Origin of the sequence: Pseudooceanicola sp. HF7 (assembly GCF_011806405.1) — a bacterium.
GTDB lineage: Bacteria > Pseudomonadota > Alphaproteobacteria > Rhodobacterales > Rhodobacteraceae > Pseudooceanicola.
The window spans coordinates 60,241-85,667 of record NZ_JAATOW010000009.1; the positions used below are offsets into that span (position 1 = coordinate 60,241).

General features: G+C 65.6%; 24 protein-coding genes. 13 read left to right on the forward strand and 11 right to left on the reverse strand.

Going from position 1 to position 25,427, the window contains the following annotated elements:
- Window positions 1–15: 15 nt before the first annotated feature.
- Genes nuoN through HCZ97_RS07225 form a run of 4 tightly spaced genes read left to right on the forward strand, consistent with a single transcriptional unit; the run spans window position 16 to window position 4,691 of the window.
- On the forward strand, window positions 16–1,452 hold the full coding sequence (nuoN, locus tag HCZ97_RS07210) for an NADH-quinone oxidoreductase subunit NuoN (protein ID WP_167688017.1): 1,437 nt from the start codon (window positions 16–18) through the stop codon (window positions 1,450–1,452).
- A 3-nt stretch (window positions 1,453–1,455) separates the two neighbouring features.
- On the forward strand, window positions 1,456–2,217 hold the full coding sequence (locus HCZ97_RS07215; RefSeq protein WP_368484332.1) for a biotin--[acetyl-CoA-carboxylase] ligase: 762 nt from the start codon (window positions 1,456–1,458) through the stop codon (window positions 2,215–2,217).
- A gap of 24 nt (window positions 2,218–2,241) precedes the next feature.
- Window positions 2,242–3,021 carry a type III pantothenate kinase gene (locus tag HCZ97_RS07220; protein ID WP_167688018.1) on the forward strand — a complete coding sequence of 260 codons (780 nt, stop codon included), beginning with the start codon at window positions 2,242–2,244 and terminating at the stop codon, window positions 3,019–3,021.
- On the forward strand, window positions 3,018–4,691 hold the full coding sequence (locus HCZ97_RS07225) for a ribonuclease J (RefSeq protein ID WP_167688019.1): 1,674 nt from the start codon (window positions 3,018–3,020) through the stop codon (window positions 4,689–4,691). The genes HCZ97_RS07220 and HCZ97_RS07225 overlap by 4 nt, the downstream gene beginning before the upstream one ends.
- On the opposite strand, the gene HCZ97_RS07230 is transcribed toward HCZ97_RS07225, so the two are convergent.
- The 6 genes from HCZ97_RS07230 to HCZ97_RS07255 form a co-directional block, all read right to left on the reverse strand.
- Window positions 4,631–5,047: a PilZ domain-containing protein gene (locus HCZ97_RS07230; protein ID WP_167688020.1), complete on the reverse strand. Its 417-nt coding sequence runs from the start codon at window positions 5,045–5,047 to the stop codon at window positions 4,631–4,633. The two genes, HCZ97_RS07225 and HCZ97_RS07230, sit on opposite strands and share 61 nt — an antisense overlap.
- Window positions 5,048–5,167: 120 nt before the next feature.
- Window positions 5,168–6,808: a DEAD/DEAH box helicase gene (locus HCZ97_RS07235; RefSeq protein ID WP_167688021.1), complete on the reverse strand. Its 1,641-nt coding sequence runs from the start codon at window positions 6,806–6,808 to the stop codon at window positions 5,168–5,170.
- 234 nt (window positions 6,809–7,042) lie between these two features.
- Window positions 7,043–8,002 (reverse strand): glycosyltransferase family 2 protein, encoded by a 960-nt coding sequence (locus HCZ97_RS07240; protein WP_167688022.1) that lies wholly within the window; start codon window positions 8,000–8,002, stop codon window positions 7,043–7,045.
- Window positions 7,999–9,744 (reverse strand): glycosyltransferase family 2 protein, encoded by a 1,746-nt coding sequence (locus tag HCZ97_RS07245; protein ID WP_167688023.1) that lies wholly within the window; start codon window positions 9,742–9,744, stop codon window positions 7,999–8,001. The genes HCZ97_RS07240 and HCZ97_RS07245 overlap by 4 nt, the downstream gene beginning before the upstream one ends.
- Before the next feature lie 38 nt (window positions 9,745–9,782).
- On the reverse strand, window positions 9,783–11,390 hold the full coding sequence (locus HCZ97_RS07250; RefSeq protein WP_167688024.1) for a peptide chain release factor 3: 1,608 nt from the start codon (window positions 11,388–11,390) through the stop codon (window positions 9,783–9,785).
- 209 nt (window positions 11,391–11,599) lie between these two features.
- The gene (locus HCZ97_RS07255) at window positions 11,600–12,631 is read right to left on the reverse strand and encodes a Hint domain-containing protein (protein ID WP_167688025.1); all 1,032 of its coding nucleotides are present in this window, start codon (window positions 12,629–12,631) and stop codon (window positions 11,600–11,602) included.
- Between the two features lie 154 nt (window positions 12,632–12,785).
- On the opposite strand from HCZ97_RS07255, the gene HCZ97_RS07260 reads away from it, so the two are divergent.
- The 9 genes from HCZ97_RS07260 to HCZ97_RS07300 all read left to right on the forward strand — a co-directional run bounded on the left by HCZ97_RS07260 (window position 12,786) and on the right by HCZ97_RS07300 (window position 21,037).
- Window positions 12,786–13,565, forward strand: a complete 780-nt coding sequence (locus tag HCZ97_RS07260; protein ID WP_167688093.1) for an SDR family oxidoreductase — start codon at window positions 12,786–12,788, stop codon at window positions 13,563–13,565.
- A 13-nt stretch (window positions 13,566–13,578) separates the two neighbouring features.
- Window positions 13,579–14,685: an ABC transporter ATP-binding protein gene (locus tag HCZ97_RS07265; RefSeq protein WP_175581661.1), complete on the forward strand. Its 1,107-nt coding sequence runs from the start codon at window positions 13,579–13,581 to the stop codon at window positions 14,683–14,685.
- A gap of 242 nt (window positions 14,686–14,927) precedes the next feature.
- Entirely contained in the window at window positions 14,928–15,143 is a 216-nt protein-coding gene (locus HCZ97_RS07270; RefSeq protein WP_167688026.1) for a twin-arginine translocase TatA/TatE family subunit, read from the forward strand.
- Window positions 15,144–15,158: 15 nt separating this feature from the next.
- Window positions 15,159–15,779, forward strand: a complete 621-nt coding sequence (tatB, locus tag HCZ97_RS07275; protein WP_254871402.1) for a Sec-independent protein translocase protein TatB — start codon at window positions 15,159–15,161, stop codon at window positions 15,777–15,779.
- Between the two features lie 268 nt (window positions 15,780–16,047).
- Window positions 16,048–16,950 carry a twin-arginine translocase subunit TatC gene (gene tatC / locus HCZ97_RS07280; protein ID WP_167688028.1) on the forward strand — a complete coding sequence of 301 codons (903 nt, stop codon included), beginning with the start codon at window positions 16,048–16,050 and terminating at the stop codon, window positions 16,948–16,950.
- 7 nt (window positions 16,951–16,957) lie between these two features.
- Window positions 16,958–17,827, forward strand: coding sequence for an ATP-binding protein (locus HCZ97_RS07285; protein WP_175581662.1), 870 nt, complete (start codon window positions 16,958–16,960; stop codon window positions 17,825–17,827).
- A gap of 245 nt (window positions 17,828–18,072) precedes the next feature.
- On the forward strand, window positions 18,073–18,855 hold the full coding sequence (gene surE / locus HCZ97_RS07290; RefSeq protein WP_167688030.1) for a 5'/3'-nucleotidase SurE: 783 nt from the start codon (window positions 18,073–18,075) through the stop codon (window positions 18,853–18,855).
- 138 nt (window positions 18,856–18,993) lie between these two features.
- Complete coding sequence (locus HCZ97_RS07295) at window positions 18,994–19,653, forward strand: protein-L-isoaspartate(D-aspartate) O-methyltransferase (RefSeq protein WP_167688031.1); 660 nt, start codon at window positions 18,994–18,996, stop codon at window positions 19,651–19,653.
- Window positions 19,654–19,726: 73 nt separating this feature from the next.
- Window positions 19,727–21,037 carry a LysM peptidoglycan-binding domain-containing protein gene (locus HCZ97_RS07300; protein ID WP_254871404.1) on the forward strand — a complete coding sequence of 437 codons (1,311 nt, stop codon included), beginning with the start codon at window positions 19,727–19,729 and terminating at the stop codon, window positions 21,035–21,037.
- Window positions 21,038–21,270: 233 nt separating this feature from the next.
- Here HCZ97_RS07300 and HCZ97_RS07305 read toward each other — a convergent pair whose 3' ends face one another.
- The 5 genes from HCZ97_RS07305 to purF form a co-directional block, all read right to left on the reverse strand.
- Window positions 21,271–21,924, reverse strand: a complete 654-nt coding sequence (locus HCZ97_RS07305) for an SDR family oxidoreductase (protein WP_167688032.1) — start codon at window positions 21,922–21,924, stop codon at window positions 21,271–21,273.
- 126 nt (window positions 21,925–22,050) lie between these two features.
- The gene (locus HCZ97_RS07310; protein ID WP_167688033.1) at window positions 22,051–22,473 is read right to left on the reverse strand and encodes an iron chaperone; all 423 of its coding nucleotides are present in this window, start codon (window positions 22,471–22,473) and stop codon (window positions 22,051–22,053) included.
- A gap of 39 nt (window positions 22,474–22,512) precedes the next feature.
- Window positions 22,513–22,770, reverse strand: coding sequence for a pilus assembly protein PilP (locus HCZ97_RS07315; RefSeq protein WP_167688034.1), 258 nt, complete (start codon window positions 22,768–22,770; stop codon window positions 22,513–22,515).
- A gap of 177 nt (window positions 22,771–22,947) precedes the next feature.
- Window positions 22,948–23,508, reverse strand: coding sequence for a DUF2199 domain-containing protein (locus HCZ97_RS07320; RefSeq protein ID WP_167688035.1), 561 nt, complete (start codon window positions 23,506–23,508; stop codon window positions 22,948–22,950).
- Window positions 23,509–23,680: 172 nt separating this feature from the next.
- Window positions 23,681–25,174: an amidophosphoribosyltransferase gene (gene purF / locus HCZ97_RS07325; RefSeq protein ID WP_368484333.1), complete on the reverse strand. Its 1,494-nt coding sequence runs from the start codon at window positions 25,172–25,174 to the stop codon at window positions 23,681–23,683.
- Window positions 25,175–25,427: the final 253 nt, after the last annotated feature.

Here is a 25,427-nt window from a genome sequence, read left to right on the forward strand (position 1 = left end):
TCTGGAGGCTACCTGATGCTTCAGGCCGATCTGAACGTAATCCTGCCGGAGATCATACTGGCCTGCTGCGCCATGTTGGCGCTCGTCGGCGCGGTTTATACCAGCAAGGACAAGGCAGCCCCGGCGCTGGTCTGGGCCACGGCGGTCATCTTCGCCGTGACGGCGCTGTGGATCGCGACGCGGGATGTGGCACCCACGGCCTTCCATGGCATGTTCATCGCGGACGGTTTCGCCCGCTATGCCAAGGTTGCCATCCTGCTGTCCGGCGCGGTCGTGCTGGTGATGGGGCAGGACTACATGTCCCGCCGTGGTCTGCTGACCTTTGAATACCCGATCCTGATCACCCTTGCGGTGGTCGGCATGATGGTGATGGTCTCTGCCGGTGACCTGATCTCCCTCTACATGGGGCTGGAGCTGCAGTCGCTGGCGCTTTACGTCGTGGCCGCGCTGCGCCGTGACAGCATCAAGTCGACGGAATCCGGCCTGAAGTACTTCGTGCTGGGCTCGCTGTCGTCCGGTCTGGTGCTTTATGGTGCCTCGCTGGTCTATGGCTTCTCCGGCACCACGCTCTTCTCCGGCATCATCGAAGCCGCGGGCGAGGGGCGCGCGCCCCTCGGGCTGCTGTTCGGCCTGGTCTTCATGATCTCCGGCATGGCCTTCAAGGTCTCTGCCGTGCCCTTCCACATGTGGACCCCGGACGTCTACGAAGGCGCGCCGACCCCGGTTACCGCCTTCTTCGCGACCGCCCCCAAGATTGCCGCCATGGCGCTTTTCGCGCGGGTCGTGCATGACGCCTTCGGCGATATCGTGGCGGACTGGCAGCAGGTCATCGCGCTGATGTCGCTTCTGTCCATGTTCCTGGGCTCCATCGCGGCGATCGGTCAGACCAACATCAAGCGCCTGATGGCCTATTCCTCCATCGCGCACATGGGCTACGCCCTGATGGGCCTGGCCTCCGGCACCCAGTTCGGCGTGCAGGCGATGCTGATCTACATGGCCATCTACGTGGTCATGAACATCGGGACCTTTGCCTTCATCATGACGCTTGAGCGTGACGGCCGTCCGGTTCTGGATATCGCGGCGCTCAAGGGCTACTCCACCACCAACCCGGGCCGTGCGCTGGCCGTGCTGATCCTGATGTTCTCCTTGGCCGGTGTTCCGCCGCTGGTGGGCTTCTTCGGCAAGCTCTACGTGCTGCGTGCGGCATACGAGGGCGGGCTGGCCTGGCTGGCCATCCTGGGTGTGGTCGCCTCTGTCATCGGTGCCTACTACTACCTGCGGATCGTCTACTACATGTACTTCGGTGAAAACTCCGAGCCGCTTCCGGCCACGAAGGCACCGATGCTGGCGGGGGCACTCATGGTCTCTGCGGCGATCATGCTGCTGGGCGTCGTGAACCTCTTCGGGATCGAGGGCATCGCTGCGGCCGCTGCCCAGACCCTGGTGCAGTAAAAGGTGCTAGAGCCGATCCCGGAAGACTGGCCAGGAGGCTACGACCGGGTCGTGCTGGACTCCGTCGGGTCCACGCTGGACGAGGCGGCGCAACGGTTCGAAACCCTGCGTCGTCCGCTCTGGCTGATGGCCCGGGAACAGACCAAGGCCAGGGGCCGCCGCGGGCGGCCCTGGCTCGCCCCGAAGGGCAACTTTGCCGCCACGCTTGTCCTTCCCCTTGTCGAACCCCCTGAAAAGACCGCGCTGCGCAGCTTCGTTGCTGCCCTGGCCCTGCATGAAGCCGTCACCTCTCTGACCGGGCGGGCAGAGGGGCTGACGCTGAAGTGGCCCAATGACGTTCTTCTCAACGGTGGCAAGCTGGCCGGCATCCTGCTGGAAGGGATGAACCGGAAGGGGCAGACCGGACTGTCCATCGGGATCGGTGTGAACCTGCTGGAAGCCCCGGTGCCAGAAGAAGTGGAAGCCCGCGCGCTGCATCCCGTTTCCCTTCTGGCGGAAACCGGCGCCAAGGTGAGTCAGGAAGAGATGCTGAACGCCCTTGCGGTGGCCTATGCCGCCCATGAGGTGACCTTCCGCACCTTCGGCTTTGGCCCCATCCGCCAGGCCTGGCTGCAACGCGCCAGCCATGTCGGACAACAGATCACGGCCCGTTTCGGCAATACCGAGTTGACCGGTATCTTCGAAACGGTGGATGAAAAAGGTCACCTGGTGCTTGCAACAGGTGCGACCCGGCACAGGATCGCGGCTGCGGACGTCTTCTTCTGACCCAGGCCCGCGAGGGAGGATCACATGCTTCTGGCCATCGATTGCGGTAACACCAATACCGTCTTCTCCATCTGGGACGGAGAGCGCTTTCTCTGCACGCTCCGCACCTCGACCGAGCATCAGCGCACGGCGGACCAATATTACGTCTGGCTGTCGACCCTGCTGGCCCATCATCGCATCCCGATGGATATCGATGCGATGATCATCTCGACCACCGTGCCGCGGGTGGTCTTCAACCTGCGGGTCCTGTCGGATCGCTATTTCAACTGCCGCCCCCTTGTGGTGGGAAAGCCCGAATGCCTGCTGCCCAATCCGCCGCGCGTGGACGAGGGGACGCAGGTGGGCCCGGACCGGCTGGTCAATGCTGCCGGCGCCTTCGAGCGCTACGGCGGCGATATCATCGTGGTCGATTTCGGCACGGCCACGACCTTTGACGTGGTGGCCGAAGACGGCGCTTACGTCGGCGGCGTGATCGCTCCGGGCGTGAACCTGTCGCTCCAGGCGCTGCACGAAATGGCCGCCGCCCTGCCGCATGTGGACGTGACCCGCCCGCAGAAGGTGATCGGCACGAATACGGTGACCTGTATGCAGAGCGGCGTCTTCTGGGGCTATATCGGCCTGGTTCGGGAGATTTGCGAGCGGATACGCAGCGAATATGACCGGCCCATGCGGATTATCTCGACCGGGGGGCTTGCGCCGCTGTTCGCGCAGGGCGATACGCTCTACGACCATTTCGATGAATTCCTGACCATTCACGGCCTCAGGATCATCCACGATTACAACAAAGCGTTAGGCAACCCATGAGCAAGCACCGGCTGATCTATCTCCCCCTCGGCGGCGCCGGGGAAATCGGCATGAACGCCTATGTCTACGGCTATGGCGCGCCTGGGGAAGAGCGGCTGATCGTCGTGGACCTTGGCGTGGCCTTCCCGGACATGGACACTACGCCCGGCGTGGACCTGATCTTTGCGGACACGACCTGGCTGGCGAAGAACAAGCACCGGATCGAAGCCCTGTTCATCACCCACGCCCACGAAGACCACGTGGGCGCTGTGGGTCATCTCTATGAGAAACTGGGCGCACCCAAGATCTACACCCGCGCCTTCACCGCCAATATCGCGCGCGGCAAGCTGGCCGAATACGGATTCAGCGATGAGGTCGTCACCACGGCCTCCGCCTGGCCCGAGACCATCAAGCTGGGCCCGTTCACCGTGGGTTTCCTGCCGATCTCGCACTCGATCCCGGAAAGCTCCGGCCTGGTCATCGACACGCCGGAAGGGCGGATCGTGCACACCGGCGACTTCAAGCTGGATCTCAACCCGCTGGTCGGCGAAGCCTTTGACGAAAACCTCTTCCGCGAGGTGTCCAAGGATGGCGTCAAGGCGCTGATCTGCGACAGTACCAACGTCTTCTCGCCCCACGCAGGGCGGTCCGAAAGCGAGCTGGGCGAGCCGATCACGGAGCTGGTCGCCAGCTCCTCGGGCATGTTCGTGGCCACCACCTTTGCCTCCAACGTGGCACGGGTGAAGACGCTGGCAGAGGCGGGCGACCGCGCCGGGCGCTCCATCTGCCTGCTGGGCCGCGCGATGCGCCGCATGATTGAGGCCTCCGTCGCCACTGGCGTGCTCAAGAACTTCCCCACGGTGGTCAGCCCCGAAGAGGCCCGCGATATCCCGCGGGAGAACCTGATGCTGATCGTCACCGGCTCTCAGGGGGAGCGGCGCGCAGCCTCTGCCCAGCTGGCACGGGGCAAGTACAACGGTTTCACAATGCAGGAAGGCGATACCTTCCTGTTCTCTTCCAAGACCATTCCGGGCAACGAGAAGGGCGTGATCGCGATCATGAACGCCTTCTCCGAGCAGGGCGTGAACGTGGTGGATGACAACGGCGGAATGTACCACGTGTCCGGTCACGCGAACCGGCCCGACCTGCTGAAGATGCAGGAGGTGGTGCAACCGCAGATGGTGATCCCGATGCACGGCGAACACCGTCACCTGCGCGAACTTGCCCGCCTGTCAGAGGCCAACGGCCGCGCGGCGGTCATCGCCGTCAACGGCATGATGATCGACCTCTCCGGCAACCAGCCCAAGGTCGCGGAATACATCGACACCGGGCGCACCTACCTGGATGGCTCCGTTCAGATCGGCGCGATGGACGGGATCGTGCGCGACCGTATCCGCATGGCGCTGAACGGTCACGTGGTCGTGACCCTTGTGCTGGATGAAGAAGACGAACCGCTGGGCGACGCCTGGTGCGACGTGAAGGGCCTGTCGGAAACCGGCAAGTCCAATGCGCCGCTGGTCGACGTTCTGGAAGAGGACCTGAGCCAGTTCCTGGGCCGAGCAGACGCCAAGACGCTGCGCGACGATGCCAAGCTGGAAGAGGCGCTGCGCCGGATCGTGCGCAACTCCTCTCAGGACGAGGTCGGCAAGAAACCCGAGGTCACGGTGGTGATCTCACGGCTCAGCGCCTGATCCCACTCGGGAGCGGGCAGGGCGGCGCCCTCCTGCTCCAGCCTGGCGATCAGGGCGTTCAGCCCTGCACTACGATGCGCGGTGGGTTCAAACTGGATCCCCGCGCGCCGATCGTTCTTCCAGCGCATCCGTGACCTCAGGAAGCCCACGTCGACGATCTGGAACCGCAGCCCCTCGAAACTGCCATAGCTGGACACCACGTTCGGAAGCCGGATCCCGGCGCCGCCAAGCGAGATGTCCTCAAGCACGGCGGTCAGGGAGCGATCCCCGACATGCAACCGACAGTCCATCTTGACCTTGTACCGGGTAGCGAGCCGCCGCTCATGGCGGGGGCCCGGATTGAGAAGTCTTGCCATCATGCCACTCCTGTAGATGCCAGTTGCATAGGAGCGCGCGCTTACCAATCCTTGAACTCAAACAAAAAAAACGACGCCAATTGGCGTCGTTTTTCATTCAGTGTTTCTATACTCGGAAGGTCAGCCCGCGCGACGTTCCTCGAACGAGAGGGCGATGAAGCTGGGCAGGTGATCGCCCATGCCCACGACCTTCTTGTCGCGGTCGTTGTTACCGCCACGGGATTTGCCACGCGAATTGTTGTTGTTCGAGCGGCTGTTGCCCTTGTCGTTGTTACGATCGTTGTTGTTGCGGTCGTTGTTGCCGCGATCGTTGTTCCGGTCGCCCGCGGATTTGTCTGCAGCTTTTTCCGGAGCTTTCTCCTGGGCCTTGTCCTGGCCCTTGTTCTGGGCCGTGTCGGCAGGTTTCTCGGCCGGCTTGTCAGCTGCCTTGACCTCTGCCTGGGGCGCATCGTCCTTGGCTGGCTGGCTGTCTGCCTTGGCCTCTGCGACCTCTTGCTTGGGCTCTTCGGTCTTCTTGCGCGACCGGGTGCGGGTGCGCTTGGGCTTCGGTGCATCCTCTGCCTTGACCTCTTCGGCGGCGGCAGGTGCCGCAGCAGCGGGGGCGGAGGATTTCACGCCGGGCAGCTCGATCCGGGGGATTTCGCTCTCGACCAGTTTTTCGATGTCGGCCAGGTTCTTTTCATCGCGCGGCACGCAGATCATCACGGCCTTGCCCTTGCGACCGGCCCGGCCGGTGCGGCCGATGCGGTGCACGTAGTCTTCCGCATGGGAGGGCACGTCGAAGTTGAACACGTGGGAGACGGAAGGAACGTCCAGGCCACGGGCCGCCACATCGGAGGCACAGAGGATCTTCAGCGAGCCGTCGCGGAAGCCGTCCAGCGTCTTGGTGCGCTGCGACTGGTCCAGGTCACCGTGGATCGGCGCCGCGTCGTAGCCGTATTTCTTCAGCGATTTCGCGGTGATATCCACGTCCGTCTTGCGGTTGCAGAAGATGATCGCATTGGTCAGGCTGTCGCCTTCCTGGTCGATGATCTTGCGCAGCAGGCTGCGTTTCTCAGAGCCTTCGCGATCCTTGCGGGAGGCTTTGAACATTACCACGCCCTGTTCGATGTTAGCGCCGGTGGTGGCCTGGCGCGCAACCTCGATCCGCTCGGGGGCGGAAAGGAAGGTGTTGGTGATCCGCTCGATCTCAGGCGCCATGGTGGCGGAGAAGAACAGCGTCTGACGGGTGAAGGGCGTCAGAGAGAAGATGCGTTCGATATCCGGGATGAAGCCCATGTCGAGCATCCGGTCCGCTTCGTCCACGACCATGATCTGCACGCCGGTCAGCAGCAGCTTGCCGCGTTCGAAATGGTCCAGCAGGCGGCCGGGGGTGGCGATCAGCACGTCCACACCACGGTCGATCAGCGCATCCTGTTCCTTGAAGGAGACGCCGCCGATCAGCAGGGCCTTCGTCAGCTTCATGTGCTTGGTGTAGGTGTCGAAGTTCTCAGCCACCTGCGCGGCGAGTTCGCGGGTCGGGCAAAGGACCAGGGAGCGCGGCATGCGCGCTCTCGCGCGGCCCTTGGAGAGCAGCGTGATCATAGGCAGGGTGAAGGAAGCGGTCTTGCCGGTGCCGGTCTGGGCAATCCCCAGAACGTCCTTGCCCGCCAGAGCAGGGGGGATCGCGCCCGCCTGAATCGGCGTGGGCTGCTCATAGCCCGCTTCTTCGATTGCCTTCAGGACCTTGGGGTCCAGGTTGAGATCAGAAAACTTGGTCATGTGTATCCGTGGTTTACGGACACAATCGGGCCCGTAGCGTGTGAAAGTCCGGACCCCTTGGTCCGGCATGAAGCCAGGCAGCAGATGGGCCGCACTCTGGCAAGTGTCCGCCATTTACAGCAGATAGGCTGCGCGGTCAATCTTGGCCGTGGTTTCGCCTTGTTTTCCGATATATTACGCCGGCCCGGAAGCGCAATAATTACCTTAAGGTAAACGCAGCGTCACGGGTTCCCGTCAGGGGTGAGCCGCTTGCCGAAAATGACGGCGGCGCAGGGCGGGGAAATCCATCTGTGCTTCGCTCAGAAGATCCTCTGCCGCAAGGCGCGCGCGCAGCTCCGGCGTGTCGCGGCAGACGGCATCGTAGAAGCGGCGCAGGCCGTCCTGACCTTCGGCGCCATGGATCCGTGCCAGCAGCTCATGCAGCGTCTCCTGGCCGGGGGCGGCGGGCTTCAGCGTTTCGCGGTAGGAGCCCTTTTCCAGCCGGTAGGCGAAATGGGCTGACCAGCTGTCCCAATCGGCGGCGTGGAAGTGGGCAAGCGCCATGTCCGCAAGATCGCGAATACCTGGATTTTGGCCCATGTCCGTGAAGAGATTGTGAATCTTCAGCACGCCCCCCGGCAGACCCGGCCGCACGAAGAGCTTTCCGGCCACGTGGCTGAGCATCCCGCCGTTCAGCCAGTCCCCGAACTGCGGGTAGATCCGGCTGGTCTGGGCGCGGCGCAGGTCGGGATCGGGCGAGAACCGCTTGAACCGCACGAGGGAGGAGGCGTCATCCGGGGCGGGGCCATCGGGGGCCAGCGCCTCCATCGGGCGGATGCGGGCGCTCTGGCAGCTGGCGGGCAGGGCAGAGAGGCTGGCGTGCACGCTTGTCGCGGGCATCAGGAATTCGTCCACGTCGATATGGGTCAGCCAGTCCACCTTTCCGGCGGCCGCGTGGTAGATCCGCGTAGCATTGGCGCTTTGGCGCACCTGGTGCCGCTTGGGGTGCTGGCCCTGGCGCTGCCAGTAGCCATCGGTGCAGCGGATCGCGCGGATGCGGGGGTGGGCCTTCAGCGTGGGCGCCACCGGATCGGCGGGATCATCGAGGTGCAGGTAAAGGCGATGCGCGCCCAGCTCCAGGTGCCAGGCGGCGAAGTCCAGCACGGCCTGGGCCGGCGCCTTCATCGTGGCCACGATGCCCCAGCGAAGGCTCATGCGGGGATATCTTCGGGCAGGCTGCCGAAGACGTCCTTGCAGGTCTGGTCCAGCTCGAGGTCCAGTGTCACCAGCATCCCGTAGCGCGAGAGCGCCTCTCGCAGACGAGGGGTATCGGCGCAGACCTCTTCGAAGAAGCTTTTCAGCCCCTCTTCGCCCTCGTTTTCCTGAAGGAACTTCAGCACTTCGCCCAGGCCAAAGCGGTCCTCGGTCCCACGGTAGGAGCCCTGGGTCAGGCGGAACTCAAGCTTCTCGCGGAAGTGCTCCCAGTCCGGGGCGTGGGCGTGGCCCAGCCAGCCCTCAAGCAGCTCTGCGGCATTGGTGACTGGCTTTTCGTCCGTCAGCATGGTGTGGATGCCCAGGCGCGCGTCCGGGATGCCGGTGCGCACGATTGGCTTGCCCTCGAGGTGGCTGATGTAGCCGCCGCGCAGGAACTCTCCGAAGGTGGGATAGACCTCTGGCAGGGCGGTGCTGTCGACGCCGGCAAAGCGGGCGGTCAGCTTGAAGTGGTTTCTGTCCGGGCCGGCCAGCATTTCTGCCGGGCGCAGTTGCAGCTGGCAGAGGTCATCGGGCATCAGGGCCAGGACCTCTGCCATGCTCCTGGGCGGCATGATGAATTCATCCACGTCCACATGGGCCAGCCAGTTCAGCCGGGTCTTGCGATAGCAATGGGTGGCGTTGCAGACCTGCCGGCGCTGGTGGGTGCGGGGGCGCTTGCCGTGCCGGGCCTTCCAGTAGCTGCGATCGCATTGGACCACATGCACGCGCTCGTCCTGGGTCAGGAAGGCCTCTGCGGCGGGGTCTGGATCGTCGAGGTAGACATGCACCCGCGCCGCGCCGATCCGCAGGTGATAGGCGACGAACCGGGCGATCTGGGGCAAGGGCGCCTTGACCGTGCTGACGATGCCCCAACTGGGCAGGTCGCGCGGCTTGCGGCGCAATGACGGGGGGGCGACATTGGCCGGCCCGCGCGAGGGCAGCCGGTGGATCAGGTCGCTGGTCTGGTTGTCCGCACTGTCACGGCGCGCGGTGCGCATCAGATGCAGGCGCCTGAAAACAGTACGCGAATCCTCGTCCAGCGCCTGCAGCAGGTGGCGGGCGAGCGGGGCGATGACCGCGTCGCGCTCTGCATCCAGCCAGAGCCGGCCCAGCAGGTTCACATCCAGCCCGCCGTTCATCAGCGCATAGGTGTCCATCTGCAGCGGCAGGCTGTGGGTGATGCGCGGCCCGGCAAAGGGCCTGTCCGGCGGGGTGCCGGAGTAAAGCCGCTCGCTTTCGTACAGCTTCATGACGTTGAACAGGATCGACAGCGACTGGCCCAGCTGGCGCTGCGCCGGGGTGGCCCCGTGATCGCCAAAGGTGGTGATGGCAGAGACCTGCCAGCGCAGGTTCAGGTGCCGCAGCAGGAAGGGCGCCTCTTCGGCCCAGAGCCGCAGGAAAAGCGGCGCGGTTTCCGGCGGCTGGTCACGGCGGCGCAGGCAGGCGATGAGCAGCCCGTGCAGGTGCAGAAGCTCTGGCGCGCCATCGAATTCCCGGTGCAATTCCCGCACCTTGAATGCGAAATTCGTGCCCGAGCTGGCATAGGGCTCCTGCACCATCCCGGCCAGGGAGGTCTTGAGCGGCGCTAAGTCCACGTCAACCGAGGGCAGGCGCTCTTCGGGGCCGAATTGCATGGGCAGGCGGCGGCGCTCCATCCGGGTCAGGAGGGCGTCGAAGCCGCCGTATGTGCTGGAGCCAGTCATGAGCGAAAGATGCCCGCGCCCGAAGGCGCGTGCAAGCGTCAGACCATCATCTCTTTCGTGGCGGTCAGGGTCACATCGGGATAGTCGCGCACGACGCGGTCGATGTCCCATTGCAGCCGGGTCAGGAAGACGATGTCACCATCATGGTCGTAGCCGATGTGCTGCTTGTTGGCATTCACAAGCTTATCAACGGCTTGTCGGTCCCCATTGGCCCAGCGGGCAGAGGTGAACTGCGAGGGTTCAAAGCGCACGGGGATGCCGTATTCCAGCTCGATCCGGGAGGCGAGCACTTCGAACTGAAGCGCGCCGACAACCCCGACGATGAAACCGGAGCCGATGGCGGGCTTGAAGACCTTGGCCGCGCCTTCTTCGGCGAATTGCATCAGCGCCTTTTCCAGGTGCTTGCCCTTCATCGGATCGGTGGCGCGGATGCTTTGCAGCAGTTCCGGCGCGAAGGAGGGGATGCCGGTGGCGCGGATCATCTCACCTTCGGTCAGCGTGTCACCGATGCGCAGCTGGCCGTGGTTGGGGATGCCGATGATGTCGCCGGCCCAGGCCTCTTCTGCGAGTTCACGGTCAGAGGCGAGGAAGAGCACGGGATTGGAGATCGCCATCGGCTTCTTGGTGCGCACATGGGTCAGCTTCATGCCGCGCTTGAAGTGGCCGGCGGCCATGCGCACGAAGGCGACGCGGTCCCGGTGCTTGGGATCCATGTTCGCCTGCACCTTGAAGACAAAGCCGCAAACCTTTGTTTCTTCCGGAGAAACCTGTCGGGGAGAGGCGCTTTGCGGCTGCGGTTCGGGCCCGAAGTCACCGATGCCATCCATCAGTTCCTTGACCCCGAAGGAGTTGATCGCGGAGCCGAACCAGATCGGTGTCAGCGTCCCTTCCAGAAGCGCTTCGCGGTCGAAGGCGGGCAGCAGTTCGCGCGCCATTTCGACCTCTTCGCGCAGCTTCTCCAGCATGTCGGCGGGAATGTGTTCTGCAAGAAGTTCGTCTTGCAAGCCGTTGATCTTGATGGATTCTGCGACCTTGTTGCGGTCTGCGCGATCCATCAGTTCCAGCCGGTCATTGAGCATGTCGTAGCAGCCCAGGAAATCCCGGCCCACACCGATGGGCCAGGAGGCCGGCGTCACGTCGATCGCCAGGTTCTCCTGAATTTCGTCAATGATATCAAAGGTGTCCCGGCTTTCGCGGTCCATCTTGTTACAGAAGGTCAGGATCGGCAGATCCCGCAGGCGGCAGACCTCGAACAGCTTCTGCGTCTGGCTTTCCACGCCCTTGGCGCCGTCGATCACCATGACGGCCGCATCGACCGCCGTCAGCGTCCGGTAGGTATCTTCGGAGAAGTCCGAGTGGCCGGGCGTGTCGACAAGATTGAAGCGGAAGGTCTTGAAATCGAACGACATTGCAGAGGCGGAGACGGAGATCCCGCGGTCCTTTTCCATCTGCATGAAGTCCGAGCGCGTGCGCCGTGCCTCGCCCTTGGCGCGCACCTGGCCAGCCATCTGGATGGCGCCACCGTAAAGGAGAAACTTCTCTGTCAGGGTCGTCTTGCCGGCGTCCGGATGCGAGATGATCGCAAAGGTCCGGCGGCGCGCGATTTCAGCGGGCAGATCAGGGCGGTTCGAGGGAGTGTCCAACATGTCCGGGCCTATACCAGACCCCCGAAAAAGGGCAAGCGCGCGCGTCGGGGGCGGGGCGCGCCAAGGGGCGAAAATCGACGTCGGTGCGGCGTCTGTATCACGTCGGTATCGCGTCGGTATTACGTCGGTGCGCTCCGCGCGGTGGTGGAAGGGGGCGTTAAGGAACCGGAAAGGGGTGTGCCGCGCCCCGGGGCGCCTGGCGGGCCCGTTCAGCTGTCGTGCCGGCCGACGCGGTTGGTGGCCTTGCGCAGCAGCTCCAGCGCATCGGGGCGTTTCAGGTCGCTGTGCTTCACTTCCAGGTCCAGCATGTGCTCATCGCTCTGGCCGGGCAGGATGCCGGAGAAATTCTCATCCAGGTCGGGCATGAGCGTGGCCTGGGCGGCGGCGTTCAGCAGCATGGTCTCTGCCGCGATGCCCTCTGCATAGATGATTTCGTGATTGTCGAAGAGCAGCTGGTAATATTCTACGAAGCCGCCATCCATCTGGTAGATCGTGGTGCCGTTGACCAGGTGGCGGGCGCGCACCAGCATTTCCTTGCGCCCGATCCCCAGCGTGTCCTCTCTTTGATAGATGAACAGCCGGTGGTTGGGGCTGACGACAAGGTCATTGGTATTGGCCAGCTCGCCGGCGCGGATCACGATGGGGGCAAAGGCCCCGACCGCGCGGATGGTGGAATGGCCGATCCAGCGCAGCTCCTGCGGGCCGTTGTCCCGGGTCAGGATACGGTCGCCGATCCTGAGGTCCTGGATGGCGCGCTGCATGCCGTTGGCCATGGTGATCTGGGTGCCTTCGGTGAAGGACACGCAGGTGACCTCTGCCATCTTGGTAGGGGCATTGTCGCGGTCCACCCCGACCAGCTGGTAATCCGTGCGCGGCACGGGGGTGGAAAGGGGCAGGGCGTAAACCTCGTTCACGGTGCCGTCGGAGGCGACCTCGACCAGGACGAGCAATTCGGTGGTCGACCCGTCCGGGGACATGAAGGTCAGGTAGCTGTCCAGGTGCAGCGTGGCGCCCGGCTGGCCGATCTCCGTGCTCTGGGCAAGCTCCCCCTGGCCATAGGCGCCGGGGTGCACGATCAGCCGCTTCTGCTTGAGAGTCGGGGTGAACCAGTAGATGTCATCCGGCACCAGCTCATTGGCGAAGGAGAGCGCATCGCCTTCGTTCACGCCATGGACGACCCGGAAGGTCGCCGAAAGGTAGACGGGAATAGTGAGTGTGGGACGGGTGGTTTCTATCTGCATGGCCTCCTCAAGCTAAGCTTGCGGTCGCGGGCCGCAAGAGCCTTTGTTGATATTCCCGGCAGGATATCCGAAAGATGGCTGCAAATTAGTGAAACGCATCACTGCTGCCCGAACGTCAAGGTACGGGCCGACAGCGACAGGAAAGGACATGACGATGGATCTTGGTATCAAGGGCAAGCGCGCGCTGGTGACGGCATCCTCCAAGGGGCTGGGGCGCGGCGTGGCGATGGCGCTGGCGGAAGCCGGCGTGGAGCTGATCCTGAACGCCCGCGGCGCAGAGGCGCTGGAGGCCACCGCCCAGGAGATCCGCGGGCGCTTCGGCGTGCCGGTGACCACCGTGGCGGCCGATATCGTGGATGCCGAGGGGCGCGCCAAGGTGCTGGAGGCCGCCGGCCAGGTGGATATCCTGGTGACCAACGCGGGCGGCCCGCCCCCGGGCAGCTGGCAGGACTGGGAGCGCGAGGATTTCATCGCCGCGCTGGATGCCAACATGCTGACGCCCATCGCGCTGATGAAGGCCCAGCTGCCGGGCATGATGGACAAGGGCTGGGGCCGGGTGGTCAACATCACCTCGCAGTCGGTCAAGGCGCCGATCGGGGCGCTTGGCCTCTCCAACTCTGCCCGCGCGGGGCTGACGGGCTACGTGGCCGGGACCTCGCGCCAGGTGGCGCCTTACGGCGTCTGCATCAACAACATCCTGCCCGGCATCCATGACACGGATCGCGCGATCAGCCTGGATACGGGGGTTTCCAAGGCCAAGGACATCACGCTGGAGGAAGCGCGCGCGCAACGCGAGGCGACGATCCCCGTGCGCAAGTACGGCACGCCGGAGGCCTTCGGCCAGGCCTGTGCCTTCCTGTGCTCTCAGCACGCGGCCTTCATGGTGGGACAGAATGTCCTGCTGGACGGCGGCGCCAACAACCAGACGGTCTGACCGGACCGTGCAGATGACCCTGGCAGATGCGCAGACCGCAGAGCGGCCCGCGCCCCGCTTGCAGATCCGTGGGCTGACCCGTCGTTACGGCGGGCGGGCGGTGGTGCGCGATGTTTCCCTGTCGGTGGAGCCGGGGCAGGTCTGCTGCCTGCTTGGGCCCTCTGGCTGCGGCAAATCGACCACGCTGCGGATGATCGCCGGGGTGGAAAGCCCCGACGAGGGAGAGATCCTAGTTGATGGAGAGGTGATCTGCGGGCCGGGCTGCAACGTGCCGCCCGAATCCCGCCGGATCGGCCTGATGTTCCAGGATTTTGCCCTGTTCCCCCATCTGACCGTGGCCGAGAACGTGGCCTTCGGCCTGTCCGGCCCCCGCGCCGAGCAGCGCGCGCGGGTCGAGGATCTGCTGGGCCGCGTGGGCCTGCTGGGGCATATCGACAATTACCCGCACCACCTGTCGGGCGGCGAGCAGCAGCGCGTGGCCCTGGCCCGTGCCCTGGCACCGCGTCCGCGCATCATGCTGATGGACGAGCCCTTCTCCGGCCTCGATAACCGGCTGCGCGACGGCATCCGCGACGAAACCCTGGCGCTGCTGCAACAGGAGGGCACGGCGGTCCTGCTGGTCACCCATGAGCCCGAAGAGGCAATGCGGATGGCCGATGAGATCGCGCTGATGCGCGACGGGTTCATCGTGCAGCAGGGCGCGCCCTACAACATCTACAACGCTCCGCGCGACAAGGCGGCGGTGGCCTTTTTCAGCGATATCAATGTGATCCGGGGCAGGGTGCAGGGTGCGCTGACAGAGACGCCCTTTGGCCAGTTCCTGGCCCCCGGCCAGCCCGATGGCGCGGAGGTTGAGATCGTGATCCGCCCGCAGCACCTGCGCATCGACTTCGATCGCAACGGATCGGGGCCGCTGCCGACCGCCGAACACGGCACGCCGGCGCGCGGCGTGGTGCATCGTGCCCGTTTCATGGGCAATGAATCCCTGGTGGAATTCCGCATGGATCACGATGGCTCCATCCTGAAGGCGACGGTGCCCAATGTCTTCCTGCCGCGCCCGGGAAAGCCGCTCTGGCTGACAATCCGGCGCGATCGCTGCTTTGTTTTCCCGCTAAGCTGAGGGCAAGCTGAGGGGGGAGCCGGGGGCGGGGACTGCGGCCACCGGCGCGCACCCCTCCCGGCCTTCGGCGCGGCGCTGCCCGCGATCCCGTCAGGGAAATGTTACATGACGCGAGGTGAGGAGAGCGCGGGTATGCAAATTTCCGTGGGCCTTGTGCATTCCACCTTTCATCCCTTCCATGAAGCCATTAGATACGCTGGGACACCGGGCGAAACCACGCGCCCGGACAGGGGAGAGCTGACATGCTTAACAACATTGGCCTGCCGGGCCTTCTGCTTATCGCCGTCGTCGTGCTGGTTCTGTTTGGCCGCGGCAAGATTTCCTCTCTCATGGGGGAAGTCGGTAAGGGGATCACTGCCTTCAAGAAGGGCGTGACGGACGGAACGCAGGAAATCGAAGACGAGAAGGCGGCATCCGCACAGGACGTCACGCCGGAAGAGTCGAAAGACAAGGTCTGATCCCCCATGTTTGGAATGGGGTGGACTGAGATCCTCGTGGTCGGGGTCGTGGCCCTGATCGTGGTGGGTCCAAAGGAGCTTCCGGGGCTCTTTCGCAACGTCGGGCAATTCGTGGGCCGTGCCCGCGGAATGGCGCGGGAATTCACGCGCGCCATGGAAGATGCCGCCGATCAGTCGGGGATGCGTGAGGCCAGCAATACGCTGAAGGGCCTGTCCAATCCGAAGTCCTTCGGCCTGGACAAGCTGAAGGAAGCCACGGATGTGACCAAGTGGACGCCTGACAGCAACACCGGCAAGCTGAGCGCAGAGCGCGCCGAGGCCTCCAAGAAGATCCAGGAAGCGGCCGCCTCTGCCGCCACCCGCCGGATGGAAGCCGAGGCCAGCGCGAGCTCCGGTGTCGCCAAGGCCCCTGTCACGCCGACCATTCACAGCCCCAGTTCCAGTGCCGCGGCCAGCAAGGCCGCCAGCACCAGCCATGGCTCAGGCAGCCGGGCGGCAGCCCAGCCCCCGGCGGCGCAGCAGGTTCAGCCTGCGACCCCGCGCCCCCTGAACCGCCCGGTGAAGAAACGTGGCGTTCAGCGTGGCGCGACCCCGCGCAGCCGCGGAACCCGCAATGCACCGGTGCGCAAGGACTAGCGTGATGGGTCCGGCCCGAAAGGCCGGTCCCGCAGGTCGGCCATCAGGGCCGGCCAGGATGCGTTGAACGAACGGCGCCCTCAAAGACCGGCGCCTTGAATGACACGACCGGCCCGAGGGGTCTGGTCGCCGGGCCGGAGCCGATCGCCAGGCCCGGTTCGTCTGGGCCAGATCCTTCAGGCCCGCAGGACACGGCCATCACGGCAGGTCCAGGATCACAGTTTCAACGGCCCGCCCGCCGGGTCACGAGAGCCAGGAAAGAGAACGCATGAGCAGCGAGACGGATGAGTTGGAGGACAGCTCCGCCCCCCTGATCGAACACCTGGCAGAGCTGCGCACACGGCTCATCCACAGTGCGGTGGCCTTCGTCATCGGCATGGTGATCTGCTTCACCGTCTGGAACCCGATCTTCAACTTCCTGACCGAGCCGCTGTGCCGGGCCCGTGATTCCATGGGCGACGATTGCGGCCTGATCCTGATCAAGCTGCAGGAAGGTTTCTTCGTCGCGGTCTCCATCTCTTTGCTGGGCGGGTTGTGCCTGAGCTTCCCCTACATCTCTTACCAGATGTGGCGCTTCGTGGCGCCGGGGCTCTACAAGAATGAAAAGGGCGCCTTCCTGCCCTTCATGATCGCCTCGCCCTTCATGTTCCTGCTGGGCGCCTCCTTTGCCTATTACGTCGTGACGCCGCTGGCCTTCGACTTCTTCCTGGGCTTCCAGCAACCCGGTTCCCTGACGGGAGAGTCCGGCGTGGACAGCGAGATCGCCTCCATCGCCTTCCAGGGGTCTGCGCAGGAATACCTGAACCTGACCATCAAGTTCATCGTCGCCTTCGGCCTGTGCTTCCAGCTTCCCGTGCTGCTGACCCTGATGGGCAAGGCCGGGCTGGTCAGCGCCGAGGGCCTGGGCAACATGCGCAAATACGCCGTGGTGGCGATCCTGCTGCTGGCCGCCGTGGTCACGCCGCCGGATGTCATTACCCAGATCATCCTCTTCGTGGTGGTCTACGGCCTTTACGAGATCTCGATCTGGCTGGTGCGCCGGGTGGAACGCAAGCGCGATGCCCGCCTGCGCGAAGAGGGCTACTTCGACGACGAGGAAGAAGCGGACGACCTGGATCTGCCCGCTGCCGCCGCGCCGCGTGATCCCGAAGACCCCAAGCGCGATGAGTGAGGCGCCGATGAAGGATGAAGACACGGCCGATAGGGGCCTGCAGGACACCGCCGGGCGCATCGCCGCCGCGCTGGAGCGCATGGCCCCGGCGCCGCTGGATGCCCCGGATTTCGATGCCTCTGAGGCCTTCGTCTGGCAGACGGGCCCCGAACGGCTGACGCCGGTCGCCAAGGTGTCCCGCGTGAACCTGGACCTGCTGCTGGGGGTCGATCGGGCCCGTGACATCCTGTTGGCCAATACGCTGCAATTCGCCCGCGGGCATGGCGCCAACAACGCGCTGCTCTGGGGCGCGCGGGGGATGGGCAAATCCTCCTTGGTGAAGGCCGTCCATGCAGAGGTGCTGCGCCAGGACATCCCGCTGAAGATCGTGGAGCTGCAACGCGAGGATCTGCCGACGGTCTCTCGGCTGATGCAGCTGCTGGGGGCGTCGAGCCATCGCTTCCTGCTGTTCTGCGACGACCTGAGCTTTTCCAGCGATGACCAGCATTACAAGAGCCTGAAGGCGGTGCTGGACGGCGGGATCGCGGGACGGCCGGAGAACGTGCTGTTCTACGCCACCTCGAACCGGCGCCACCTGATGCCGCGCGACATGATCGAGAACGAGCGCAGCTCTGCCATCAACCCCTCTGAAGCGGTGGAAGAGAAGGTCTCTCTTTCCGATCGCTTCGGGCTGTGGCTGGGCTTCCATCCCTGTACGCAGGATGACTTCCTGGCGATGATCGACGGCTATTGCGCGCATTACGGACTGACGGTCGATGCTGAGACCCTGCGCGCCGAGGCCATCGAATGGCAGGCGACGCGCGGGGCGCGGTCGGGCCGCGTGGCCTGGCAGTTCTTTACTGACCTTGCCGGGCGTCACGGCCTGGCCATCACCTGATCCCATAGGCGGCGGGACGCCCCATGCCCCCATCGAGGGGGCGCGGGGCGTTGTCGGCTGCGCCTCCCGCGCCCTTTGCCTTTGCTGCGCAGTCCGGGGGGCCGGCAGGGCCGGGGCGTCGGCGGGCCTGAGGGGGGGGCGGCGAACGCGGCATTTCAGCCACCGCCCCGGCATTGCCGTCGCTGCCCGCCTTGCCCCGCTGGTCCCCCTTGCCTATGCAGGAGCCAAGCCGAAAAGGAGCCTCCATGCGCATTCTCATCACCAATGACGACGGCATCAATGCCCGCGGCCTCAAGACCCTGGAGGGGATCGCCACCGAGCTTGCAGGCCCGGAGGGGGAAGTCTGGACCGTGGCCCCGGCCTTTGAGCAATCGGGCGTGGCCCATTGCATTTCCTACACCCATCCCACCATGATTTCCGAGATGGGTCCGCGCCGTTTCGCCGCCGAGGGATCGCCCGCCGATTGCGTGCTGGCCGGGGTGCATGACGTGCTGAAGGGCCAGAAGATCGACCTGGTGCTCTCGGGCGTGAACCGGGGCAACAACTCCGGTGAGAACGCGGTCTATTCGGGCACCCTGGGCGGGGCCATGGAGGGCGCCCTGCAGGGGCTGCCGGCGATGGCGCTGTCGCAGTTCTGGGGGCCGGGCAATGCCGGGCTGGAAGATCCTTTCGAGGTGGCGGCCCATTTCGGCGCTGAGATCGTGCGCAAGATTCTGGAGACGCCGCTGGAAAGCAGCCATGCCTACCGGACCTTCTTCAACATCAACTTCCCGCCCTGTGCCGTGGGCGATGTGAAGGGGCGCAAGGTTGCCACGCAGGGCTACCGGTCTGGCACGAGCTTTTCCGTACTGCCGCAGGACAGCCCCTCTGGCCGTCGCTTCCTCTGGGCGAAGGGCGGCGATCAGCGCAAGCCCTCGGCGGAAGGCTCCGACGTGGCGCTGAACCTGGAGAATTACATCACCGTCACCCCGATGCGGGCAGATCTGACCGCAAGTGACCTTCTGGAGCCACTTCGGGCCATCGAATGAGGGCAGGGCTCAATCCGCGCTTCCCCGAGGCCGCGGATTCGCCCATCTTTGCCCCAGGATTTCCCGTGATCCGCAAACCGCGCCCGTGACGGGCCACACGAAAGACGACGAGCACAAAAGGACGCAAGGCACCCCGGCATGAGCGAAGAGACGGCCTCCATCGCTGAACGCAAGATGCAGTTCCTCTTTGCCCTGCGATCCCGCGGGGTGACGGACAAGCGCGTGCTGGAGGCCATGGAGAAGGTCGATCGCGGGGTCTTCGTGCGCGGGCTTTTCGCCGAGCGCGCCTATGAGGACATGCCGCTGCCGATCGCCTGCGGGCAGACGATTTCCCAGCCTTCCGTCGTGGGGCTGATGACCCAGGCGCTGGACGTGCAGCCGCGCGACAAGGTGATGGAGATCGGGACCGGCTCGGGCTACCAGGCCGCGGTGCTGAGCCACCTGGCGCGGCGGGTCTACACGCTGGACCGCCACACCCGCCTGGTGCGCGAGGCCAAGGGCGTGCTGGACAGCCTGGGGCTGGTCAATGTGACCACCTTTGCCGCCGATGGCACCATGGGCCTGCCCGAACAGGCGCCCTTTGATCGCATTCTCGTGACGGCGGCGGCGGAAGACCCGCCGGGGCCCCTCTTGGCCCAGCTGAAGACCGGGGGTATCATGGTGCTGCCCGTTGGCCAGTCCGACACGGTGCAAAGCCTGATCCGCGTGCGCAAGCTGGAAGACGGTGGGCTGGAATATGACGAATTGCGCCCCGTGCGCTTCGTGCCCTTGCTGGAAGGCATGGGCAAGGATAGCTGAGCAAAAGCCCGGCAGGACAGACCGGGTCAAAACGCCCCTGCCAAGAACGGGGGCCGGGACGAGGATCGAACAGATGACCGGAGATTTCCGCAACAAGGCGCAACCGGCCCGGTGGGCGACGATCGGGACCGCGACGTGCCCGTCAGATATGCACGGGGCCGAACCGTCCGGAGCCGCGAGAGCGCCCGGGTTCGGCAGCGGCAGGGTGCTTGGAAAGGGGCTGGCACTTGGGGTGCTGGCGCTTGTGGCGGCCTGCGGGACGATGGACCGGGATCTGCGCGGCGGCCTCGGGGGCTTCAGCACCGCTGATGCGGCGCGCAATGTCTCGGCCAGCCGGCCGCAGCCCGACAATCGCGGCGTGATCTCCTATCCCAATTACCAGATTGCCGTGGCCCGCCAGGGCGACACGGTGGCCGACGTGGCCGCGCGTGTTGGCCTCGCCGCTGGGGAGCTGGCGCGTTACAACGGGTTGAACGCGGCCGATCCGCTCAATACCGGCGCAGTGCTGGCCCTGCCGGTGCGCGTGCAGGAGCCGTCCCCGGCGACCGGCGCGGCAGGCACCGGCCCGATCCTGTCGCCCGCGGACGTGGACCTGACCAACATGGCCGGCTCTGCCATCGCACGTGCGGCGGACAAGGAAATCTCTGTCGCCACGCTGCCGGCCAGCCCGACCGGCCAGCCCGCCCGTCAGGTGGGCGCGGAGCCGATCCGCCACCAGGTGGTGCGCGGAGAGACGGTCTATACCATCGCGCGGCTTTACGGGGTTTCCGTGCGCAGCCTGGCGCAGTGGAACGGGCTGGACAGCAATTTCACCATCCGCGAAGGTCAGTACCTGATCATTCCGCTGGTGCCGGACAGCGGGGCCTCGGCCAGCGCGGCCTCTGTCGCGACGGGGGCCACGGTGGCGCCGGGCGTGGGATCGCCCACGCCGACGCCGCCCTCGGCCAGCGCGCCGCTGCCCAGCGAAAGCCCGGAAGCCATCCAGTCCGCTCCGCCCAGCGTGGCGCCGGACCTTGGTGGCGGGCAGAAGGCCGGCGGCAAGCTGGGCTACCCGGTGCAGGGGTCGATCATTCGCGCCTATGCCAAGGGGCGCAACGACGGGATCGATATCTCTGCGCCCGCCGGTACGCCGGTCAAGGCCGCCGAGGCCGGCACCGTGGCAGCGATCATCCAGGACAGCGACAACCAGAGCGTCGTTGTGGTGAAGCACTCCGACAACCTGCTGACGCTTTATTCCAACGTCGCGGATATCACGGTGAAGAAGGGCGATTCCGTCACCAGGGGCCAGTCGCTGGCCAAGATCCCGACTGGCACGGCGAACTACGTCCACTTCGAGGTCCGCAAGGGGCTCGATTCCGTGGATCCTGAAGGCTACCTGAAGTAATTTTCGGGGGCGGTCCCGCGCGGCCGCCCTGCGGGCGGGGGAGGGCGCTGCCCTCTTGAGGCCTGCGGCCTCAATTCACCCGGAGTTTTCCGGCAAGAAGAAACAAGGGCCGGGCGCCATGTGCCTGGCCTTTTGCGATCCGGGGACCTGGCTTTCCGTCGGGGCGGGAGGTGCCGCCGATGACGCGCGGCGGGGCCCCTTGCGGGGCGGGCCGTGCGTTGCGCCGGGGGATCTCAGGCGATTTGTTGCAGCAGGCGGGCGGCTTCGTCGGCGCAGGGGGCCAGCGCATCGCGGTCCTCGCCCGGGTAGAAGCGCGCGCGCAGGGCGGTGGGCATGGGCCGGGGTTCGAGGATCTGCACGCGGGGGCCGGTGTTCACCGTTTCCGCCGCCCAGGAGCGCACCATGGCCATCTGCGCGGCCTTGGTCGCCCCGTAGCTGGCGCAGAACTTGGCGCCGGGGGCCATGGGATCATCGAAGAAGAGGGCCAGGCCGTCGCGGCCCAGCAGCGGCGCCACATAGGGCACCAGGTGGCCCATGGCGGTGGTATTGGTGGCCAGCGACTTTTCCCAATCCTTGGCATCGACGTGATCGGCTGGCGTCAGTGGCGCGGCATGGATGGCCGTATGGGCCCAGAGCGCGATACCGCCCCAGCGGTCCCAGATCGAGCGGCAGAGCTGTGCCATGGCGTCGGGTTGGGTCACATCCATGGGCGCCAGCGTGGCGCTGCCGCCTGCGGCCTGGATCAAATCATCCAGTTCTTCCAGCGCGCCGATGGTGCGGGCCACGGCGACGATATGGTGAGTGGGGGCAAGCGCCAGCGCCAATGCGGCGCCGAGGCCACGGGAGGCGCCGGTGATCAGCGCAACGGGGAGGTTCTGCTCAGTCATGATCGCGTCTTGCGGGTTTTCCGACAGGCGGTCAAGGGGCGAGGGGTCGCAGGGTGCGGGGGGCCTTGGCCGGGCGGGATTGGAGCTCTTTGGGCTGCGGTGTCGCGCGCGGTCAGGGCGGCTGCGTCAGGCGCGTTTGCCGCGGGACTGGCGCTCTGCGATCTCTGCCAGGCGGATTTCCAGGAAGCGGTTCAGGATCGCATCGGGCACCGGCTTTTCCGGGGTGAAATGCAGCGTGCTCTTGGTATGGGACCAGCCTTCCAGCATGTCTTCGATCTGGGGGAAGACGGTGGAGGAGAAGGCGTAGAGCGAGAGGTGGAATTTCCAGGCAGAGAAGCCCGCGGCGATATGGCCGCCCTTCAGCTGGAAGGCCGGCATCCCGTGGGAGAGCACCTGTGTCGCATTGGGGAGCCGGTCCAGGAGCTGCAGTCGCAGGACCTCTAGCGCCTTGCGCTGATCGGCGGGCAAGCCCGCGAGGTAGGCGGCATGGGGGCTGGCCCTGGGCGCGCTGTTGCGGGAGGGTCTGTCAGGGGGCGGGGTGTCTGGCATGGCGTCAGCATGGCGGCTGAGGCCAGATCGGGCAAGGCTCTAGTGGCCGGGCATCGTCAGGATCTGTTCCTTGCCGCTGGCGTAAAGGCGCACCTGGCCATTGCCCACCGCGAGCACCTGCGGACCGCCGAAGCCCAGCTTGTCCCCGGCGCTGACCTTGCGGATGCGCCCGTTGGAGGTGCGCAGGAAGGCCTCGGGGCCGCGCGGACCGGTGATCGTGCCGACAAGGGTGATGCCGCCGGAGGGGAGCTGGCCGGCCAGGGTGGCCTGATGCTGGGCGATTTGGGTCTGGGTCATGTCCGGTCTTCAACGTGGTTGCCTGGGGCAGCCATCGCAGCTTTGCCCCCCTCGCGAAAGGGGAACGCCCGGTCACGAATTCGGCAGGCCGCCCGGGCGGGCGCTTGCTTGCCGATGCGTGGGGGAAGGGCCGGCCGCGGACCGCCACTGAGCCTGCGCCCGGGGCGCGCGTCGCGCTTACCTGGCGGTGAGATGCGGGCGGATGTCATCCCCGGCGGCGGCATAGACATCCAGCAGATGGTCGAAGGACAGCCCCTCTGCCTGGAGCTCTGCCAGCGGGCCGGTCTGCACCTGCGCGCGGGGCCGTTCCTGGGGCGCGGCGGGCAGCAGGGTGAGCGGCGCGGCCTCTTCTTCCTCGAACCCGGGCAGGGCATTGGCCAGCAGGCCTTCGAGCTCCGGGGTCTCACCGCTGCCGGCGGCGTCGAGCCAGCGGTAGAAATCCGCCGGAGAGACCTGCGCCCAGGGGGCCATGAAGAACAGCTCATCCGTGCCGCGCAGGGGCAGGGCCAGGACGATCCGCAGGAAACGGGCCTCGCCCAGGCGGCAGAGCTCTGCGGAGAGGCGGTCTTCGCCGCGCTCCAGCACCTCTGTGCCCTCGGGGCGGGGGCCATGGGGCCAGTCATCGGGGGCGTCGAAGCCCAGGTCGTAGATCCCGGAGAAGCTGCGCCCGTCGATGGGCGAGCGGAAATCGGGATCGTTGAAGCGCTGCCAGCGGGCGTCGAGGGAAAGCAGGGACATGAGAGCCTTTGGTATCTGGTTTCGGGCAGGGTGCCAGAAAGTGGGACGCGGGGCCAGTGGGGCGCCGGGGGGGCGTCCGGATCCGCAAAAAGAAACACCCGGATCGCGAGGATCCGGGTGCCTTGATGTATGGCCTGTGCGGGCCGGGACAACCCCCGGGGGGCAGAGCCTGTTACTCGGCCGCCTTCAGCTCGAACCCTTTTTCGATCATGTCGGAGGGTTCGACCGGGTATTCCCCCGAGAAGCAGGCGTCGCAATATTGCGGGCAGGCCTTGTCACGGCCCTGTTCCTGGCCCGCCGCACGGTAGAGACCGTCCAGCGAGATGAACTTCAGGCTGTCGACGTTGAGGTATTCGCACATCTCGTCTTCGGACATCGTGGCCGCCAGCAGCTTTTCGCGCTGCGGGGTGTCGACGCCGTAGAAGCAGGGCCAGGCCGTGGGCGGGGAGGCGATGCGGAAGTGGACCTCTGCCGCGCCGGCATCCAGGATCATCTCCTTGATCTTGCGCGAGGTCGTGCCGCGCACCACCGAGTCGTCCACCAGCACCACCCGCTTACCCTTGATGAGCGCACGGTTGACGTTGAGCTTGAGCCGCACGCCCATGTTGCGGATCTGTTCCGTCGGTTCGATGAAGGTCCGGCCCATGTACTGGTTGCGGATGATCCCCATGGCATAGGGGATGCCGCTTTCCTGGCTGTAGCCGATGGCGGCGGGCGTGCCGCTGTCGGGCACCGGGCAGACCAGGTCTGCCTCTACCGGGGCTTCGCGGGCCAGCTCCACGCCGATGCGGCGGCGGGTGTCATAGACCGATTTGCCGCCGATGATCGAATCGGGGCGGGAGAAGTAGACATGTTCGAAGATGCAGAACTTGGACGGCTGCGCCCGGAAGGGGTGGCGGCTTTCCACCTTGCCGTCAGAGCTGATCACAACCATCTCGCCCGGCTCGATCTCACGCACGAACTCAGCGCCGATGATGTCGAGCGCGCAGGTTTCCGAAGACAGGCACCAGCCGTCGGCGACCTTGCCCAGCACCAGCGGGCGCACGCCCAGCGGGTCACGCACGCCGATCAGCTTGGTCCGGGTCATGGCCACGACGGAAAAGGCGCCTTCGACGCGGCGCAGGGCGTCTTCCATCCGTTCGGGGACGTTCTTCTGCAGGGAGCGCGCCATCAGGTGGATGATGCATTCGCTGTCAGAGGAGCTTTGGAAGATCGAGCCGCGCTCGATCAGTTCCCGGCGCAGGGCCTCTGCGTTGGTGATGTTGCCGTTGTGGGCTATGGCTGCGCCACCACGGGAAAATTCCCCGAAGAAGGGCTGCACGTCGCGGATCACCGCAGCCTTCTTGCCGGCCGTGGAATAGCGCACGTGGCCGATGGCCAGCGGCCCCGGCAGCGTCTGCATCACGTCCTGGGAGGTGAAGTTGTCACGGACGTAGCCAAAGCGGCGGGCAGAGTTGAAGCCTTCTTCCGGGTCATAGCAGACGATCCCGCCCGCTTCCTGGCCACGGTGCTGAAGGGCATGCAGGCCCAGGGCGACAAAGCTTGATGCATCGGTCACGCCGATGACACCGAAGATGCCGCATTCCTCTTTTAGCTTGTCGTCGTCGAAGGGGTGGGCGCGGAAGCGCGGGGCCTCCGAGAGTGAAATCGGTGTCTTGGGGGTCACTACTGGCCGCTCCTGGCAGGGATGCTGTGGCTTGGGCAAGGAGGTGCTCCGAATCCGGTCATGTCCGTCGGGCTCCTCATACGCCCCTTGGCTTCGGGTGTCACGGCTGGATCATGACACTTTGGTGACCCTAGGGGCAAGGGGCGTAAATGTGACAATGCCCCAGCCGGCCCAATGGCCTGCCGGAGCGTGCGGGAAGACGCCGGAATGGGGCGCGGGTGCTTGGAAAATTGGCAGGCAGAGGGTGCGGGGG